9 protein-coding genes are annotated in these 20,152 nt (G+C 45.9%); 4 read left to right on the top strand and 5 right to left on the bottom strand.

Annotated features, from left to right (window positions below):
* Positions 1-92: 92 nt before the first annotated feature.
* The 3 genes from NDA06_RS15605 to topA form a co-directional block, all read right to left on the bottom strand.
* Positions 93-2,492, bottom strand: coding sequence for an SDR family NAD(P)-dependent oxidoreductase (locus NDA06_RS15605; protein WP_199324098.1), 2,400 nt, complete (start codon positions 2,490-2,492; stop codon positions 93-95).
* 107 nt (positions 2,493-2,599) lie between these two features.
* Positions 2,600-6,826, bottom strand: a complete 4,227-nt coding sequence (locus NDA06_RS15600) for a beta-ketoacyl synthase N-terminal-like domain-containing protein (protein ID WP_348251769.1) — start codon at positions 6,824-6,826, stop codon at positions 2,600-2,602.
* A 1,018-nt stretch (positions 6,827-7,844) separates the two neighbouring features.
* Entirely contained in the window at positions 7,845-10,055 is a 2,211-nt protein-coding gene (topA, locus tag NDA06_RS15595; protein WP_190985965.1) for a type I DNA topoisomerase, read from the bottom strand.
* Positions 10,056-10,151: 96 nt separating this feature from the next.
* On the opposite strand from topA, the gene NDA06_RS15590 reads away from it, so the two are divergent.
* Positions 10,152-11,195: an S-layer homology domain-containing protein gene (locus NDA06_RS15590; RefSeq protein ID WP_190985966.1), complete on the top strand. Its 1,044-nt coding sequence runs from the start codon at positions 10,152-10,154 to the stop codon at positions 11,193-11,195.
* Positions 11,196-11,253: 58 nt separating this feature from the next.
* Here the strand turns inward: NDA06_RS15590 and NDA06_RS15585 are convergent, their stop codons facing one another.
* On the bottom strand, positions 11,254-11,703 hold the full coding sequence (locus NDA06_RS15585) for a hypothetical protein (RefSeq protein ID WP_190412768.1): 450 nt from the start codon (positions 11,701-11,703) through the stop codon (positions 11,254-11,256).
* A 172-nt stretch (positions 11,704-11,875) separates the two neighbouring features.
* The gene (locus NDA06_RS15580) at positions 11,876-12,949 is read right to left on the bottom strand and encodes a peptidoglycan-binding protein (protein ID WP_190439772.1); all 1,074 of its coding nucleotides are present in this window, start codon (positions 12,947-12,949) and stop codon (positions 11,876-11,878) included.
* 567 nt (positions 12,950-13,516) lie between these two features.
* Between NDA06_RS15580 and NDA06_RS15575 the strand changes: the two genes are divergently transcribed.
* The 3 genes from NDA06_RS15575 (at position 13,517) to NDA06_RS15565 (ending at position 20,041) form a co-directional block, all read left to right on the top strand.
* On the top strand, positions 13,517-15,151 hold the full coding sequence (locus NDA06_RS15575; RefSeq protein WP_190985967.1) for a hypothetical protein: 1,635 nt from the start codon (positions 13,517-13,519) through the stop codon (positions 15,149-15,151).
* An 89-nt stretch (positions 15,152-15,240) separates the two neighbouring features.
* Positions 15,241-19,056: a magnesium chelatase subunit H gene (gene bchH / locus NDA06_RS15570; protein WP_190985968.1), complete on the top strand. Its 3,816-nt coding sequence runs from the start codon at positions 15,241-15,243 to the stop codon at positions 19,054-19,056.
* Positions 19,057-19,168: 112 nt separating this feature from the next.
* The gene (locus tag NDA06_RS15565) at positions 19,169-20,041 is read left to right on the top strand and encodes a short-chain dehydrogenase (RefSeq protein WP_190985969.1); all 873 of its coding nucleotides are present in this window, start codon (positions 19,169-19,171) and stop codon (positions 20,039-20,041) included.
* The last annotated feature ends 111 nt before the right edge of the window (positions 20,042-20,152 follow it).

Here is a 20,152-nt window from a genome sequence, read left to right as displayed (position 1 = left end):
ATCAAAAACTACTTTATTTTAAATAGGCTCTAACCATCGTGCTGTAGCAGCGATCGCGACTACAGCACGCTGAATGGTTTCTTAACTCGCCATTACTTAACTCCTACTTTTTCTGAGTTAAAGAATAGACGGTTCAGTTGTTTGCTAATCGTCACTTCTGCCCCAAATACTCGCGAGTAAACTTTTCCTTGGATATCGTGGGAAGTGATGTTCGCCACTAACTTTGTCTCATTGCTAGAAATGACATCCATCGACACGTAAAATGGTTTACCCAAGGGAATCGTTTGGAAATGCTCTCCTTTCTGGCAGCGTAAAGGGAGACTAGCCGCCTGATAAAAATGCCTTACCCAAATCAACATGCACTGAAATTGCACATCTTTGGCGACAAAATCGAATGCCTGTGCCGGAAACTGTCCCCGCTGTTCTTCAGCGATTTGGGGTAAAACACATTCCATCGTCAGGGTTTCTGGCGTAATATTTAAAACTTGTTTGACCCCTTTAAAACTAGGGCCATGAAACAAGGTGCCATCCTGATAAGGCGATAGGAACGCAAACTCTTGACTTTGAGTTGCATCAAATTCATAAGTGGGAGCTTCCGGAATTTCTTTCAGGAGTTTCACCTGCCCGTTGTAATGATAGCGGCGTTTTCCGGGTTCCGCTTCACTCCATATTGTCGCTGCGAGTTCGAGCTGCTCGTTCTGGGATTTATTGACTTCCTTCACTTCCAAGATGTATTCGCTTGCCAATGTTTCATCGAAAACAATGCCTTTTAAGACTTTGAAGTTTTCGCAGCTAAAAAACTTGTAGCCAGGATATAGCTGTTCGCTAACATTGGCAAGCCATACTGAACCACAAACGGTTGGTAATACCGCTTGACCACCAATCGCATGATCTTGCAAAAAGGAATTTGCTTTCAGGTTTAATTTTCGATGAATTTGGTAAGTCCGGAGTTCTGAATCTAGCTCTCCAGACACGACTACCAGAGGACTCCCCACCAAAACTTGCACTGTTTCCCGTTCGCCAAAATCTAGTTCGTCAACTAGCATCTGAGTTCCCACTTCAACGGGAATTACCTCAACCTTGCGTTCGGCAAAAATCTGTTTTAACTCAGGCGTAACCATCCCGCCATCCCAAGGTCCCCAATTAAAGGAAGCTACGTGACATTCGGGATGGAGGCGCTTAAAGTGATGGGCAAATTTATTGAGAATCTCATTGGCGATCGCATAATCCGATTGACCAATATTCCCGTAAAACCCAGCCGCTGAAGCGAACAACACCAAATGCTTGATTTGATTCGGATTGACACAACTCAGCAGATTTTCCAACCCTTTGACTTTGGCAGTATAAACGGCTTCAAAATCCTGTTCGGATTTATTCTCAATCAATTTATCTGCCAAATTGCCAGCGCCATGAAGAATTCCGGAGATCGCTCCAAAACGCTGGACGGTATCTGCTAGTTTTTCCTTTAAAGCGATCGCATCGGTAATGTCGGCGCTGAGATATTCTGCTTTCCCACCCGCTTGCTCAATCGCTTCCAGCGTTTGGGCGATTTCTCGTTGGGCTAAAATCCCCTTCAGTGTCTTTTGGACTTTGATTGGGGTGGGTTTCTCTCCTCGTGCAGTAATATCTGCCATAATCCGCTTTTTCAAATCAAATTCATCAACACAGCCTTTTGCCCATGCTGGCTCTGGATTGATGCTTGAGCGACCGAGGAGGATAAATTTGCATCGGTAGCGTTGCGCTAGCTTGATGACACACTGGGAAGTAATCCCGCGTCCACCGCCGCTGACGAGAAACACCGAGGATGGAGTAATTTGATGTGTTGTGCCGCGAGCGTTCTTCTTAACCCTACACATCTCGGCTACCAGGGTGGTTCTCCCCTGGGAACTGTACCCGACTTCGGTAATCAACCGATTGGGGTCGTGAAGTTCTGCGACAATCGATTGGGCGACAAATTCTTCATCGAAAGCGGGACTCAAATCGATGGCGCGACAAAACACCCGTTCCCATTCCAGGTTGAGGGTTTTCGTCAAGCCGAACAGCCCCCCACCGATGGCGCTAAACTCTGTTTTGCGACTTAAACCGAATTGCCCATCCAGGCGGCTCACGGTGAGGAAACAACTGCGTCCTTGACGTGCTGCTTCATTCAGTGATTTTTTGAGGTGCTTAGCAATCAGAAAAATATGCTTGAGGATGGCTCTTTCCGATTCCTGCCCAAGACTTGCTTGAATTGAGGGATGCAGATGAACGAACGTGCCAATCGAGCCGTAGTTTTGCGCGATCGCCATCAGCTGTTGTTTCAAATGCTCCTCGCTCAAATCTGCCAGCACCACACGGCTAATTCCTCCCGGTAACGGTAGCCGTTTGGCAATAACAGATTCGGGGAAACTTAATACAACCACTTTCCACCCTCGGTCTGAAAGAGACTTGACCAATCTGATACTGGCAGGGCTACCGTCATCGGTCAGCAAACAAATGTGATGGTCGGGCAAGGTGAAATCCAGATAATCTGCCTCACTTAGAGGTTGGAGCCTCGCCCGACCGCGTTGAATCTTGTGTTCAGCTTCAGCTTCAGCTTCAACTTGCTGCGATTCTGGGGTTAAGTTTTTTTTTCAGCCACCCGCGATTCCTGGCTCATATATTCAACAATTTGAGCAAGGGTGCGGAGTTCGGCTAGCTGTTCTGGATTCACCGGCGGCAAATCAGGGAATAACTCCTGCATTGCTCCCAAGATTTCCACCCGCTTGATCGAGTCAATCCCCAAATCTGCTTCCATGTCCATCGAAAGCTCTAGCATTTCCGTGGGGTAGCCAGTCTTCTCACTGACTACTTCTAACAGGGATTGGATCAGAGCATTCGCCTTCTCCTGGGAGACAAATCCGTTTTCTGCCTTTGCTGAAACTGCTGCCGTTGGAGCAGAAACTTCAACCTCTGTTGATGGCGCTTTGTTGCCCATATATTCAACAATTTGAGCGAGGGTGCGGAGTTCGGCTAGCTGTTCTGGATTCACCGGCGGCAAATCAGGGAATAACTCCTGCATTGCTCCTAAGATTTCCACCCGCTTTATCGAGTCAATCCCCAAATCCGCTTCCATATCCATTGAAAGCTCTAGCATTTCCGTGGGGTAGCCAGTCTTCTCGCTGACTACTTCTAACAGGGATTCGATCAGGGGGGTCAAATCTACCGCTGGCGCTGTTACAGATGAGCTAGAGGTTGTTTCGATGACCGATGGCGCAACTTCTACCTGCTCTGCTTGAGCGATTTGATTTTGCAGACTTGTCTCTACTTGGAGAGCCTGGGCTGGCTGCGAACCATTGCTGGAAACAGGTTGGGATACTGGCGCTGTAGGGACGGCATCTGGGGCAGCTAGCCCAGAAATCGTCAGTTCCGGCATCGGCACGACAGCCGGGGTAGTGGGGGCAACAACCGAGTACTGTAGTTTGTCAGAGGTTCCTTGTCCGTTTTGCCCTTGTTCCAAGTTCCGAACGGGCGCTAGTGACGCCTGACCATTCACAACTGACCCATTGGCACCGTTACCAGCACCCAAAAGGGAATAATGTTGCTGCATGAGCTGGAAAAATCTTTGGGAATATTCCAACTGATTTTTCAGGTATTGTTCGTGAACTTGCTGGCTGGCAGCTTGATGTTCGTGAAAGCGCATCATGTTGCGCTCTAAACTTTCTAGAAGACCCTGATTATTTACAGAAGATTGTGGCATTGGTTGCGCCTCTGATTTGGTTGCGGGTGGAACTGGTATCGGCTCTGGCATTTTGACTTGGGGAATTACGGGTACGGGAATTACGGGTTGAGGGGTAGGGATTGGGGCGATGTGTGGTGTTGGTTTCGGGGCTAAAGATTTCTTCGGCTCCTGTGTCAATTTCCCATTCCTGTTTTCCCTTTCTGGATTTCCCTTGATTTGGTGTCCGTTTTGCAAAGCGTGTTCAAAAGCAGCTTTGGTTTTCTCACTGACATAGTTAGCGCCGTTTAAAGGCACATTCAATCTCTTCTTTTGCTGAGAATTGGATGTTTTTGATTTAACTAGGTAAGGATCGAGGTTATCTAAAGACAAGCCAGCCACGCGCAACTGAACAAAGGCTTCGCACAACTGGCGCTGGCTATCTCCTTTGCTACTGGCATTCAAGGCGATCGCTAAATGGGGTCGATCTTCGAGGATATTCTTCACCAGATTGGTCAGGATATTCCTGGGACCAATTTCGACAAAGAAATATCCCCCGGCTGCGTAAATATTTTCAACTTCCTGCTTAAAATGCACAGGATTGACAATATGTGCAGCTAAGGTTTGTCCGATGGTATGGGAATTGTCTGGATAAAGATTTCCGGTTGTATTGGAGTATACCGGGATTTTCGGCTGATTGAAAGTAACGCGATCCAGCACCTCTGCAAACCGTTTTTGAGCGTGAGCGACAAACGGTGAATGGAAAGCTGCGGAAACGGGTAGTAAAACAACCGAATACCCAAGCTGCTCCAATTTTTGCTGGACTTTGGCGATTTCTCCCTTCGCCCCCGCTAATACCACCTGATTGTTAGAGTTCCAGTTGGCAATGGTGATTTTGGGGAAATTCTCGACAACTTCTTTGACTTTATAAATATCCCCTTTCACCGCCAGCATCATGCCGGTATCAACTTTTGGATCGTCGGGGAATGCCATCGCTTGACCTCTGGCTTTGACGAGGAAAAAGTAATCTTCGTCATTCAGAACGCCCGCCGCCCATAGTGCTGTCAGTTCCCCGAAGCTGTGCCCTGCCACATAATCAGGCTTGAACCCTGCCTCTTCTATAATCTTGTAGAGACCAAAACTCAAGGCACCAATTGCGGGTTGGGCATTTTCGGTCTGTTGTAATGCCGCAATTTGGGCATCCTTTTGGGCGTTGTCAAAAACAGGACACGGGAAAACGACTTGGGAAATCGGTGGCAACCCATTCTTGCCCAGGTATTTGTCCATATCGCTGTAAGCTTGGCGAAGCTGAGGGAAGTTAAGGACAAGTTCCTTACCCATCTCCAAATACTGCGAACCTTGCCCCGAAAACAGCGCCACTACCTTCCCTTGGGGGTTCAGGCTAGTTTTGCGGTAATAGATTCCTTTGGGATGCTCCCACGATTGGGCTTGCTGTTTGTTTTTCAGTAAGTCAATCGTAATCTGCAATAATTCACGCGCTTCTGCGGCAGAGGTGGCGACAAATCCCACTCTGGCTGAGACAACGGGAATTTTTAAACTCGCAGCGCTGACAAGTTCTGTGTAATGTTGTGTGCCGCGATCGCTTGCTAATTGCGACTCTAGGGTTTCACACTTCGCCAATAATTCTCCTACTGTTGGAGCATCCAGCAGAATGGTCGCTGGCGTACTGTGTAAACGATAAGCCTGTTGATGTTCCCTTTGATATTCTTCGAGGACGACATGATAATTCGTGCCTCCAAAGCCAAACGCACTGACCCCTGCTCTTCTTGGCGTTTCATCATCAATGCCAAGCCAGGGTCTGGTTTCGGTATTCAAATAGAAGGGTGAGTCTTCTATTTTAAGTTTAGGGTTGGGTTGGGTAACATTAATCGTCGGGGGTAATATCTTATGGTGCAAAGCCAAAGCCGTTTTGATCAGGCTGGCTGCACCTGCTGTTGCTTTGGTATGTCCAATCTGAGACTTAACGCTCCCCAAGGCAATATGTTGTTTTTGGGAGTTGTTTTGGCTAAAAACTTCATTTAAGCCTGCAAACTCTGTCGGATCGCCAGCGACGGTTCCTGTACCATGAGCTTCAATCAGACCGACTGTTGAGGGTGCAAATCCAGCATCTTCATAAGCTCGACGCAACGCTACGGCTTGCCCTTCCGAACGAGGAGCATAAATGCTCTTAGATTTGCCATCGCTGGAGGTGCCCATTCCCTTGATGACGGCATAAATGCGATCGCCATCTCGTTCGGCATCTTCAAGCCGCTTGAGAACCATCATTCCCATGCCTTCACCCAACAGCATCCCGTCGGAATTTATATCGAAGGGACGAGAATTCCCTTCTTTAGAAAAGGCAGGCGTTTTACTAAAGCACATATACATGAAGATCGAATTGTCGGCATCCACACCGCCCGCGATCATCATGTCGCTACGATACTCGGTCAATTCACTCAAAGCCATCCGCAGGGCGCTTAATGACCCGGCACAGGCTGCATCTACAACACAGTTAATCCCTCCTAAATCTAGGCGGTTGGCAATTCGTCCGGCAATCACGTTCCCCAACATGCCCGGAAAAGAATTTTCCTCCCAGCCGATATAGGCAAGTTTTATCTTCTCAATAATCTTTTGGGTATCTTCGTCAGATACACCACTGTTTTTAAGAACCTTCTCCCAAACGGGATATTGCAAACGGGCAGTTAGCGGCGTAATTAGTTTCTGCCCGCCCCCTACGCCCAGAATGACGCCTGTGCCTTTCCGATTAAAATCTCTGGATTCACCGTAACCAGCGTCTTCCATTGCCTGTTTGGCAACTACCAACGAGAGCATTTGGGCGACATCTGTCACCTCTAGAATATTGGGAGGCAGACCAAATTCCATCGGATCAAAATCAATATCCGGGATGAATCCGCCTCGTTTGCAATAAGTCTTATCCGGTGCCTTGGGATCTGGATCGTAGTAGTCCTCAATCCGCCAGCGTGAGGGAGGAACATCAGAGATACAATCGGTTTTTGTAATGATATTTTCCCAATACTCTTCTAGAGTCCTGGCTTGCGGAAAAATGCAACCCATTCCGATAATCGCCACTGGTGTTTGTTGCAGTTGCCGCTTAATTTTGTTGTTTATCAATGATTTATCAGACTTCATTCCTCAACCTGACGCTAGTGACGTTCCTGGTTCAAAGGGTTATGATACCAAGTTATTCCGCTTTAGTGTAGTTGTATATCCACTCAATTTAAACCTGTGGAAGTTTGCTGTTTATTTTCACACGAGTGGGTACACCCAGCTTTATATTCTCAGCTTGGGTGAAAGCTTTGTAGGCTGCACGGAGATAGGCAAAATCAGGAATTTAAATAATAGCAATTTCAGTCCCTTGAAGCAAGTTAACTATTTTAACAAATTTTCTTGTGGTTGAATTTTTATGGTATAATAAACGGTTTTTTTGAAATTCCCTACCCAGCCTTGGGTACAGGGTATAAAGCTAAGGGATCGTGTTTAAAAAAATTTTTAGGGGTTAAAACCCAGGCACAGCAAAACTTAGAGTATTTAAAATTGGTAATTTAGAATCGCAAGTACGCTGGAACTACAGGTTTCAATTTTTTACAATTTAAATTGTATTCAATTTGAAAAGGTAGAAGAGTGTATTTATTTTAGTTTTGATTTTAGAACCTATAAAAAAATAGGTGAGTTCTCTTGGTTTAACTTTTTATTAAAACAACGGTAAAAACAACAAAAATACTTTTTAAATTTATTAAGCGTTGCAGCAAAAATAATATCTGCTATCACTTTATATTTAGCTATAATTTATTTTTATGTATGAAGAAAATCTTTAAATAAATGTGGTGCCATTAACCGCTGATGCCAACCAAAGTATGCTTACACATAGCTATTTTATTTCCAGCTATGTATAAGGGCAACTACCAAAGTGTTGAGATGCCGCTGTTCTTTGTGAATAGTTGTGCTGTAGTTTAAAATATATCTCCAATAGAATGCAATTCAAGTTGAGGAATGGGGGGACTGACTTGGCGTTTATTTTTTAGTTAAAACTTGATAATGATTGCGTACACTCCAGACCCTTCAACCATCAAGCAAACAACGTCCTTCAATTAGGCGCTTTGTAAATCAAGAAACCAAGCCACAGGTATACCTACGCATTCTTACTGAATTACTCCGCGCCAAGCTCGCCAAATTTTGGCGACCACCAGTTACCTTTTTTACTCTCAAAGAAGGCTACCTCTTTGCATTTATTTTGTTTGGTTTTCGGGTTAGAGCAACGCAACATCACCTTATCTTGACCATTTTTGGTGTATTTGTAACGCTCTAGGGAAGAGCCACAAATCGGACAAGAATGCTGAGAAGGCTTGTCAGAACGCGGCGGATTTTTACGCTTAGCGTCAGGCAATTCATACTCTAGCGTGGATACGTTAAAAAACATTACAGCACCGCAGCCATTATTGCGCTCATCACAGCTCAAAAAATGGTCTGTTTGAAGTTTTTTAGACTTCGAGTAAACCCTCGTCATTGGATGTTTGCATTTCGGACACCGAATATTAGTAAGTTCAGACCGAGTCTCCGTGCGAGTATCGGTGCGAGTATCCGGGGGTTCACAAACAGGTGGAGTGACCTTAACTCGGCTTGGATTCGTTACAGTCGGCATAGAAACGGGAATTTTTGCCCCGGCTTTCTTGAGTGCTGGGGCAAAATAGTCGCGGTTCCAGCTAGTCAAATACTTTTGCCAGTCCAGCTTACCGTGAGCGATCGCATCCAATTCCCGCTCCATCTTTGCCGTAAAATCTGCACGAATCAGCTCAGGTAACACCCGACCCAAGAACTCATCCACTTCCATCCCTAGCTGGGTCGGAACGAGCAACCCCTTCTTCAGAACCACATACTCCCGCTCTTTCAAAGTCTTTACAGTCGGAGCATAGGTGCTAGGACGCCCAATCCCCTGTTTCTCCATCACCTGAATCAACTTAGACTCAGAATACCGGGGTGGTGGCATCGTCTGCTTCTTATCGGCATCCGCATGGGTACAGGTCAGCGGTTGCCCTTCTTTGAGAGTCGGCAACACTTGATCTGAACCAATATCTCGCCAGTAGCGCAGATAGCCCTCAAACTGTAGCACCTGACCCAAAGCTTGCCAAGTAACGCTACCAGATTTGGTGACAATTTTCGTCTTCAGGAGTCGCGCTGGTTGACACAGAGAAGCGATCGCGCGTCGCCATATCAAGTCATACAATCCAGCTTCTTCGGGTGTTAACTCTGCTTTAATGACGGATGGTAGCCGGGTAATCTCTGTCGGTCGAATTGCCTCGTGCGCCTCCTGGGACAGCGCTGCACTTTTACGAACAGTCGTCTTTTGGGGGACATTCTCTGGGTCATTTTGCTCCAGATACTTCCGCACCGAAGCGCAAAACTCCTCAGATAAAGTTGGGCTATCTGTACGCATATAGGTGATGTATCCTTGTTCGTACAGCTTTTGCGCCACTTGCATTGTTTTCTCTGGATTCAGCTTTAGACGCGCTCCTGCTGCCTGCTGAAGGGAACTGGTAGTAAATGCGGCGGGTGGTTTTTTGAAACTCACTTTACCTTGGGTGCTGACTACCTGATGAGGATGACTCTTCGCCGTCGCTACCAGTTGAGCCGCTTGAGTTTGTGTTGTCACTCTGGTTCCTTCAGCAGCTTTTTTGCTGTCAGGAGACTCAGAATCATCGGTTTCCTCTACTTCAGGCTCATCGGAACGATTCACTTGTCCGGCATAAAAGGCTCGAAAACCCTCGGCGTAGTCAACGTAAACAGACCAGTAATCTTCAGGGACAAAGGCTGTAATCGCTCTCTCGCGATCGCATAATAGGTGCAAGGTTGCGCTTTGAACCCGACCGACTGACTTGGCTCCGTTTTTGAGCGACCAAACGAGAGGGGAGCCTCTGAAGCCAACTAGCTTGTCGAGACACGTCCTCAAAAGAGCTGCATCTACTAAGTTCTGGTCGAGGGGACGGGGTTTGCTCACTGCTTTTTTAATCGCAGTTTCTGTAATCTCGCTCGTCACTACGCGCCGGGGATTTTTTACCTTGAGTTCTCGTGCGAGATGCCAAGAAATTACCTCCCCTTCCCGGTCTGGGTCTGTTGCAAATATAACTTCGGTTGCTGATTTGACGGCTTGTTTTAATTCTGTGAGAACCTTTTTGCCTCGGTCGCCACGGGGGACAAATCGACAAGTAACGCGATCGCCTGATAGGTCAAATCCCAGTGCATCTTCCCCGTCTTTCGCTAGCTCAACAACATGACCCATGCTTGCCATCACTCGGTAGCCAGAACCAAGGCTTTTCTGCCATTTCTGCCGTTTGCCAGGACTTTCTATCAAAACAAGTTTCATGTTCTGTCCTCCAAAAATTTTTAATTCTTGCTTTAAGAAGGATGACTTAGCTAGGCATTTTAGGGTATAAGCTACTTGCTGCATGAACTCAGGTAAATGACATCACCTCCCCCCGATCCACGTTCCTCTCGGCTTGGCTTTGATGAGTTGATTGGCATTGTTGTTGCCTTCGGCGTGATTGGCACGATTTTCTTCTGGTCAATTGGTAGAAGGGAGCCAGGGTTGAATTTGACCGGATTGCCGACTCCTGACGCCACGGCGAGTCCAACGCCAGCAGCGCCGCTACCAACGGTGATACCCGGAGAATCGCCCACTCAACAAACGCTTCCGGCACCTTCTGCTTCACCGAGCGACCCAAACTCAACGCTACTCATACCGGACGAGCCAAACACGGTATCGAGAAGCGTCCCGATTATTCCCGTACCCGTACCCGCGCCTTCCGCCCCAGCGCCGTCAGTCGCCCCCGCCACAGTACCCGCGCCTGCGCCTTCCGCGCCAGCGGCGGTTGTTCCCGTACCAGCCCCCACAGCTTCTGCCCCAGCTAAACCGATCAACTTTTCCGATATCCCCGACAATTACTGGGCGCGTCCTTACATTCAAGCGCTGGTTGAACGCAACATCCTCGCGGGTTTCACCGATGGCACTTTTCGCCCCGATCAACCGATCACGAGAGCGGAATTTACGGCTCCGTTGCGAAAAGCTTTTAGTCAAAAACCGGCTCAGAATGCTTCAAACTTTCAAGATGTCCCCGCTGGGTACTGGGCTGAAACAGGGATCAAGCAGGCTGTAGCAACGGGTTTTCTGAAAGGATATCCGGGAAATCGGTTTCTACCCAACCAAGAAATTCCGAGAGCGCAAGTTTTGGTTGCGCTTGCTAGCGGCTTAGGGCTGAAACCACCGTCCAATCCGGCTCAAGCTTTGCAGACTTATCAAGACGCCAAGGAGATTCCTAAGTACGCGACCCAAGGTGTCGCAGCGTCTACAGCCGCCGGTCTTGTGATTAACTATCCGAATCAAAACTTGCTCAAACCGAATCAAGCGGCGACTCGTGCTGAGGTAGCTGCTGCAATTTATCAAGCTCTAGTACAAGCCGGACAAGCACAACCCATTTCCTCTCCAGCCGCTGTGCAGCCACAATGAGGGAACCATCGGAGGGGCATGGCATTGTTCGTTTGAGCGAAGCGTTTGGCGACACGGATCAAATTCGGTTTTGGAAGTTGCGATCGCCTTTATACCCGGATAGCTCGGCGAGTTCTTCTAAAGAAAGCAGACCTGAGTAACGCCGCCCCTTAATTTCCCAAGTGGGAAAGCCTTTGATTTTTGCCTTCGTGCAGAGGTCTGGACGCGGATTTTTACCGCCCGCATCGCACTCAATGTAGTTTATATAGCCAAGCGCCTCTTTTGGAAACAGTTCTTTCTGTTTTGTGCAGAAAGGGCACCAATATGCACCGTAAAATTTGGCTTTGGTGCGTTTCAAGTGACGTGCTAAACCCACTTCTGCTGTAGTAGCGGCGCGATTCGAGGATTTGGTTGGCTGGAGTGCTGATTCTGTATAGGGATCGGATGAACAGCCAGCAATTAATGCCAGTAGAGCGATCGCAGTAGTGCGGATGATAACCGCGCTAAGGTCAAATCTTTGAACTTGCATAGCTCTCAGTTGGGTAGATGTTCGGCAATCAGCAAAGTTTACCTTTTGTTTTCATACCATTTTGCTTTACTGTTGCCCAATCTAAATTTCTGAACTATCGATAAATAGAGACGCAATAAATCGCGTCTCTACAATCTAAACTCAAAATCTTAACTCAAAAAACTCCTCAGCCTTAGCGACCATCAACTGACCAGTGGGGCGGGTCATTTGCTAGCTTAAATACGCCATAAGATGCACCCACACTATAGAGAGCCGTATTGTTGGCACCATTCGTGGGAGCGCCAATATTCACCAGGGTGCCATCTCTCTTTTTTATTTTTAGAATTCCTTCCCAGGTAATGTTCCAATCGATGGCTAGCCTTTCAGTATGGCGAGATCTTAGAGCCACCGGATTCCCCCCAATGCCGAATTCATCTACCATCAGTTGTGCGGCTTGCACAGCTACAGCGTTCGTATAATGTACCCATTCAATGTCAACTCCCGCCATATTTGGTACATTTTCTGCTCTGATTTCTCCTCGACTAATCCGAGCCGAATAGTGCATCATATAAGCTCTTTGTGGAGGTCGATAGGTAGCGGCAATAATGGTTTGGGCACCCGCATCAATTAAAGCTTTTTGAAAAGCTGCTACCTTTTCTCGGAAAGGCGAAGCTAAATCAGAAATCGAGCGGCTAGTCGGAAAGTTGTCATACCAATGCGGACCACTCAAGCGAAATCGGATTCTTTTGGCATAGGCGTTGAGGATATCCATTGCTGGGATAAAATCTGCGCCTAATTTCTGCTTAGTCGTTGCAGAAAGTAGATTTTCCAATTCATCACGCAAGCGCACATCTCTTTGGAGATAAGCTTGGGCTAACCCTTGGCTACTTCTAGCTCCAAAGTCTCCATCTACGGTTAAGTCGGGAACCAATATAGTATTCAAAGACTTTTGTAAATCTTTAACCTCTGCCTCGCCAAAGCGCAGATAAGCAAGCAACATTGCTGCCGTAAGATTGGGAACTTTATAAAGAAAACCGTCGCTCAAAGCTTTGGTGTAGGTGGTATTATCCACAACTCCATTAACCGGCAAGTTATTCCTTTGCTGATAACTACGGGTAGCTGTATCGCTAATCTTGCCAAAGTCTCCATCAACGGTTCCTATCGGATAACCAGCCTCTTTTAAAAAGCTTTGCCAAGCACTGACTGCTGCTCCATTAGAGCCGATTTTGAGTGTAGGTAATTTCAGCGCACTGATATTAAAAGCCATAGATTCCACCTGAATTCAGTATTGCTAACTTTTCTGTTAACTAGCCAAGAAAAAGCCATCGAGCAAGTCTAGCTTTTGTGCTATTTTAACGCTACAAAAGAACGCAGCAGATGAGAGTTACACTGCTTGTGCGATACACTTGCATTTTATAACTTAATGCTTAATAAGTTTCGATAATATAACTTTAGTTATTATTTCCATCTTCTGTTTATCTTCTTATTTAATTCTAATAATTACATTTTGGAAAATACATTATGCCTAAAATCAATCCTCCAACTTATGATAATTAATAGTTAATTAATTATCTGGCTTTTTTATGAAATTAAATTTTCTTGAACTTGAGGTGGCTTTTATAGTAAAACCTCTACCTAATCTTCTGTCCAGTTTTCAAATAAAAGATTTAAATATTGTTACAAATTGCTACAATATTTAATTGAATCTTATCGTCTTAGAGATTCTACCGGCTAATTTGAAACCGCTGCTGATTTAACACAAATTCCGGATTTTATCTAATCGGTTGTGGAGCATCTGGTAACGAATGTTCGCTTTTTTTAATAAGGAGACTTTATGGCAGACTCTGGAAATCGAATGCGCGATCGCACGCCAGACGATGTAATTATTCAGGCACAGGCGCGGAAACCCATTACAGATCCCAGCTTGGGCATTTCCGTTGAAGTGAATAGACAAGGCACTCCCCAGCATCGGCTGGTCACGATTGGGGACTCTCTCTCTCACGGCTTTCAAAGTGGGGCAATTTTTAATACTAGCCTCTCCTATCCGATGATGATTGCCAAGGAAATGGGCTGGTCTAACCAGATGCGTTATCCCACCTATGAGGGGCCAGGAGATGGGTTTCCGATCAACCTAGAACATCTGGCTCGACAACTCGATCGGGAATTTGGTGACATCAACTGGTTGGATTTCGCCCCAGCGCTGTTGTTTATACGCCGCTACATGGACGATATAGAGGATTATTGGGAACGTGACGCAGGTTCCCGCTTCCCAATTCAACGAGGGATTAATCACAACCTGGCAGTCTATGGGTGGGATTTGCGGAATACCCTGTCGCGCACTGCGGACATTTGCCTAGACATCATTCGGAAAAATCCGCCTAAAGACGATTATCTCCGGCAGGTTGTCGAGTACCATAACGAACGCGCTGCTATCCGAGTTTTGAATTCGGCACGAGATGCACGAGGCAACGCGCTGACACCACTACAAGCGGCAGCAGCACTAGGTGCTGAGGGGATGCAAGAAACTGGCGATGGAGACGGCATTGAAACGCTGATTGTGGTTATCGGTGGCAATAATGCGCTGGGTAGTATTCTGACATTCAAGGCGGCTTGGAGCGCTGATGGCTATGACGATATGGCGGTCAACGATCGCTATACCGTCTGGCGTCCGATTCACTTTAAGGCGGAACTGGACAAGCTAGTTAAGGAAGTTAAGCAAATCGGCGCTCGCCATGTAATCTTGGCAACGGTTCCTCACGTCACGATCGTTCCTTTTGCCCGTGGTATCAACAAAAATAAAGAGGGGAATAAAGCTAATCCGGGATCTCGATACTTCCCTTACTACTCCTTGCCTTGGCTTACCGAAGAAGAATTCGATCCGGATAAGCACCCGTACCTGACAGAGGAGGAGGCACGAGCAATCGATAGTGCCATCGACCAGTACAACGACTATATAACCGATGCGGTGCGTCAGGCTCGACAGGAAGGCAGAGATTGGTATCTGTTTGAAATGGCTGGCTTGTTGGATCGCTTGGCATCCAGGCGCTATATCCAAGACCCGGAAGCCAGACCGACTTGGTGGGATGAAGTGGGTGGTCAGTACGAGTTGCCACCTGAGCTTCAGGCACTTTCACCTGTACCAGATTCCCGCTTTTTTAAATCTGATGCAACGGGTCGCACTCAAGGCGGCTTATTCTCTTTGGATGGTATTCATCCTACTACCATTGGCTATGGCATCATGGCGCAGGAGTTGATTGAGATTATGCACAAGAAGGCGGGGGTCAAGTTTTATGAAAGCGATGGGAAAACCGAGCGGACTGGTGACATCAAAGTTGATTTTAATCGCTTGATTGCCTTAGATACGCTGATTTCTAACCCACCGCGATCGCTCTCTAATGCTCAGAGTTTAATCGGTTTGATTGATAAGAACTTTAATATCTTCAGCGGGATGCTCAGGGCGAGTTACTAAAAGCAATCTGAGGTCGGGGTGGGCTTAGGCGTCCCATCCCCAAGGTTCCTGCTTAAGATCGAAAGTAGGAACCTTTAATCTCTCTGGGCATGAAACGCATTGTTCTAATTGCTGGGTTTGAATCATTCAACGCTGACTTGTACCGGAAGGCAGCTCATTTGGCTCAGGCTAGGTGTCCGGAGTTGGATATTCGGGTGTTTAGCGATCGCGCCCTCACGACGGAACCAGAAGCCGTAGAAGCTGCACTCCAAGGAGCAGATGTCTTTTTCGGCAGTCTGCTATTTGATTACGACCAAGTGATGTGGTTGCGCCAAAGGGTGCAAAATATTCCGATTCGCCTCGTTTTCGAGTCAGCCTTGGAATTGATGAGCCTCACGCAGATAGGCGCGTTCAAAATTGGCGACAAACCCAAGGGAATGCCCAAACCTGTTAAATTCATCCTCGACAAATTCAGCAACGGGCGAGAAGAAGACAAACTTGCGGGTTATATTAGCTTTTTAAAAGTTGGGCCAAAGTTATTAAAATTTGTGCCAGTGCAGAAAGTGCAAGACTTACGCAACTGGCTGATTATTTACGGTTATTGGAACGCTGGTGGAACCGAAAATGTCGCGTCCATGTTCTGGACGCTGGCAGAAAAATATTTGCAGTTGAAGGCGGGAGAAATTCCGCCGCCCGTTGAAACTCCAAATATGGGGTTGCTGCATCCCGATTATCAAGGCTTTTTTGAATCTCCAAGGGCATATTTGGAATGGTATCAAAGTAGGGATACGGCACTGCCGTGTCCCTACTCAACTGTTGGAATTCTGCTTTATCGCAAGCACGTTATTACCAAACAGCCATACATTCCCCAACTAATTCGCCACTTTGAGAAAGCTGGGTTGATACCTTTGCCAATCTTTATCAACGGCGTCGAAGGTCATGTAGCGGTGCGGGATTGGATGACAACAAATTACGAAATCGCCCAACGAAAACTCGGTAATATTGAAACTCCTTCCCTATCTGATCAAGCAGTGCCAGTGGATGCAATTGTCTCTACGATTGGTTTTCCTCTCGTCGGTGGCCCTGCGGGGTCGATGGAGGCAGGACGACAAGTAGAAGTAGCCAAACGCATTCTCACCGCCAAGAATGTACCCTATATCGTTGCTGCACCGCTACTAATTCAAGATATTCATTCTTGGACGCGGCAGGGTGTTGGCGGATTGCAAAGTGTCGTTTTATATGCTTTGCCAGAACTGGATGGGGCAATCGATCCAGTTCCTCTCGGCGGTTTGGTGGGAGAAGATATTTACTTAATTCCAGAACGAGTTCAGCGTTTAACAGGAAGGTTGAAAAAATGGATTTCCCTACGCCAAAAACCAATTGCTGAACGCAAAATTGCCGTAATTTTATATGGATTTCCGCCTGGATATGGTGCGACGGGTACAGCGGCTTTATTGAATGTACCGCGAAGTCTAATTAAATTCCTCCACGCTCTCAAAGAACAAGGCTACAACGTTGGAGAATTACCAGAAGATGGGGAAGAATTAATTCAACTGGTGAAAGAAGCGGATGAGAACCCCACCCCAACCCTCCCCGTGAACGGGGAGGGGGCAAGATTATTCACCTCTGTTGACGGTGGGGTTCAGGGAAGTACAAGCGTTAACGCTAAAACCCTAGAAAATTGGCTGGGATATTTGCTAACGACTCGCATCGAAAAACAGTGGAAATCCCTTACTGGAACTGGCATTAAAACTTATGGAGATGAATTTCAAATTGGTGGGATACAACTAGGAAATATTTGGATAGGCGTACAGCCACCATTGGGCATTTCCGGCGACCCGATGCGGCTAATGTTTGAGCGCGATTTGACACCTCATCCTCAGTACGCCGCCTTTTATAAGTGGTTGCAAAATGACTTTCAAGCTGATGCTGTCGTTCACTTCGGAATGCACGGAACGGTTGAATGGTTGCCTGGATCTCCGCTGGGCAATACAGGCTATTCTTGGTCGGATATTCTGCTAGGAAATCTACCCAATCTATATATCTATGCGGCGAACAATCCCTCTGAATCAATGTTGGCAAAGCGCCGTGGCTATGGGGTTCTGATTTCCCATAATGTGCCGCCTTATGGTCGTGCGGGATTATACAAAGAATTGGTGTCGTTGCGCGATTTAATCTTCGAGTATCGGGAAGACCCAGAGAAGAATTATGCCCTTAAGGAAGCCATTTGCAAAAAGATTGTAGATACTGGAATTGATGCAGATTGCCCATTGGAGGATGCCAAACGTCTAGGAATTTTCTTCACTCCTGAGAATGCCAGAATGTTTAGTGCAGATGTTTTTAATGCTTACTTACTAGAGCTGTACGAATATCTGCAAGTTCTAGAAAATCGTCTTTTCTCCTCTGGCTTGCATACACTAGGAGAACCACCAACTCAAGAAGGGTTAATTAGCTATTTAGATGCTTATTTTGAATTGCCAAAAGTCATTATTGAGGCAGTTGCTAAAGGCGCAGACAAACAGGCAGCGTTGTCAGCAAACTGGAAATACATAAGACAAACATATCCTGATGTTATGTTTCGCATCAATCCTAATCTTCCAGAATTAATAGATGAAACGATAAAAGTCCGCGATTTATTACTACAAAACAGCGATGAACTTACGAATCTGTTGCGGGGGCTTAATGGTGAATATATTCCGCCTGCGCCGGGTGGTGATTTGTTGCGGGATGGTGCTGGTGTGTTGCCAACAGGCAGGAATATTCATGCTTTAGATCCCTATCGGATGCCTTCCCCAGCCGCTTACGAAAGGGGTCGAGAAGTTGCTAGAAAGATTATCGCCCAACATCTTAAGGAACAGGGTTCTTATCCGGAAACTGTGGCAGTGATGTTATGGGGATTGGATGCGATTAAAACGAAGGGCGAATCTCTGGGAATTTTGCTGGAATTAGTGGGTGCTGAACCTGTTAAGGAAGGTACGGGAAGAATTGTCCGTTATGAATTGAAACCAATTGCAGAAGTCGGTCATCCGCGTATTGATGTGTTAGGGAATCTTTCGGGAATTTTCCGCGATACCTTTATCAACATTATTGAATTGTTGGATGATTTGTTTCAACGCGCCGCGAATGCTGAGGAACCGGAAGACCAAAACTTTATCCGCAAACACACCTTAGCTTTGAAATCTCAAGGTGTAGACAATGCTTCAGCACGATTATTTTCTAACCCTGCTGGTGATTTTGGTTCTCTAGTGAACGATCGCGTCACTGATGGTAACTGGGAATCTGGCGATGAATTGGGTGATACTTGGCGCGATCGCAATGTCTTCAGCTACGGTAGACAAGACAAAGGACAAGCTAGACCGGAAGTGCTGACGCAGTTGTTGCAAACAAGCGATCGCATTGTCCAAGAAATCGACTCGGTTGAATATGGTCTTACCGATATTCAAGAATATTACGCCAACACTGGCGGCTTGAAAAAAGCCGCAGAAAAACAACGCGGTAAAAAAGTTAGCGCCAGCTTCGTCGAAAGCTTCTCCAAAGACACCACGCCTCGCAATTTAGACGACTTGCTGAGGATGGAGTACCGTACCAAATTGCTAAACCCCAAATGGGCAGAAGCAATGGCGAATCAAGGTTCCGGTGGCGCTTACGAAATTTCCCAGCGCATGACAGCACTAATTGGTTGGGGTGGTACGGTTGGTTTTACCGATGATTGGGTATACAACCAAGCAGCAGATACCTATGCTTTAGATGCAGAAATGGCAAATAAATTGCGCGAGGCGAATCCCGAAGCTTTCCGCAATATTGTTGCGAGAATGATAGAAGCAAATGGGCGAGGTTTCTGGCAACCTTCTGAGGAGAAATTACAGAAGTTACGCGAATTGTATGAATTATCGGAGGCAGAAATTGAAGGCGTGAACATAAGCTAATCGGATGATATGGTAGTTATTATGTAACTCATAAGCTTTCACCTAACCCTACTAGCTTATGGTTCTAGGGTATAGGTTTAGCTTTAAGTTTTATTACCAAGGAGTATCAAAGGTGGCAAATTTAAACAATGAATTTCCTTCTCCTATAGAGTTTTTTCTGGAAATTCCTCTTTATGGTTCTTTTGAAGTAGAGCCTAATTCCGAACTAATTAAGGAAATTGAAAATTTCAAAGGTTCGATTGATGCTTTCTGCCTGAATTGTAAAAAGCCAAGTACCTTCAAAAAAATGGTTGGTATTAACGAACCTATATTAGGACATTTGTCAAAATCGATTAAGGACAAGAAAATACTTGCTAATGCTAAAAATCAAAATCCTTTACTAATTCGTTGGCAAGAATCTAATCTAAATAATAGAATATTTAATGTCAATTTTTCCTGCGCCAGGGATAACAGTCATAGGATGCATTTTTGTTTTAAAGTATGCGAAGGTAAAATTCAAAAAATTGGTCAATATCCTTCAATTGCTGATTTGAATATGACCGAGATAGGAAAGTATAGAAAAGTATTAGGTGAAACAAAATATAAGGAATTCAGTAGGGCTATTGGGCTTGTCAGTCATAAAATCGGTATTGGCTCTTTTGTTTATTTAAGAAGAATATTTGAAAATTTAGTCGAAGAAGCTCATCAAGAAGCTAAAAAAACAGATGCATGGGACGAAGAATTTTACAACAGTAGTCGAGTTAATGAAAAAATCGGTTTATTGAAAGATATTTTGCCTGAATCATTAGTTAAAAATACAATTATTTATTCAATTCTAAGTAAAGGAATTCATGAGTTAAGTGAAGAAGATTGCTTGAATCATTTTAGTAGTCTAAAAAAAGGGATAGAAATTATTTTGGATGAGAAATTAGAAAAATTAAAAAAAGAAGCAAAAATCAAAGAAACTGAAAAGTCTCTGTCTGAGATAAAAAGTAAACTTAAGTAACGTCAGTTCGGGTTAAGCAGAAGCAGGCAAAGCCGCATCAATGAGCAGGGAAGGCTTCTTGGGCTGGTGACAGTAGGCAATCAAGCCGCAGACCAAGTTGACGAAGCAATT

The organism is Trichocoleus sp. ST-U1 (assembly GCF_039961835.1).
Classification (GTDB): Bacteria; Cyanobacteriota; Cyanobacteriia; order Cyanobacteriales; family FACHB-T130; genus FACHB-T130.
This window is presented reverse-complemented; position numbering and strand designations above follow the sequence as displayed.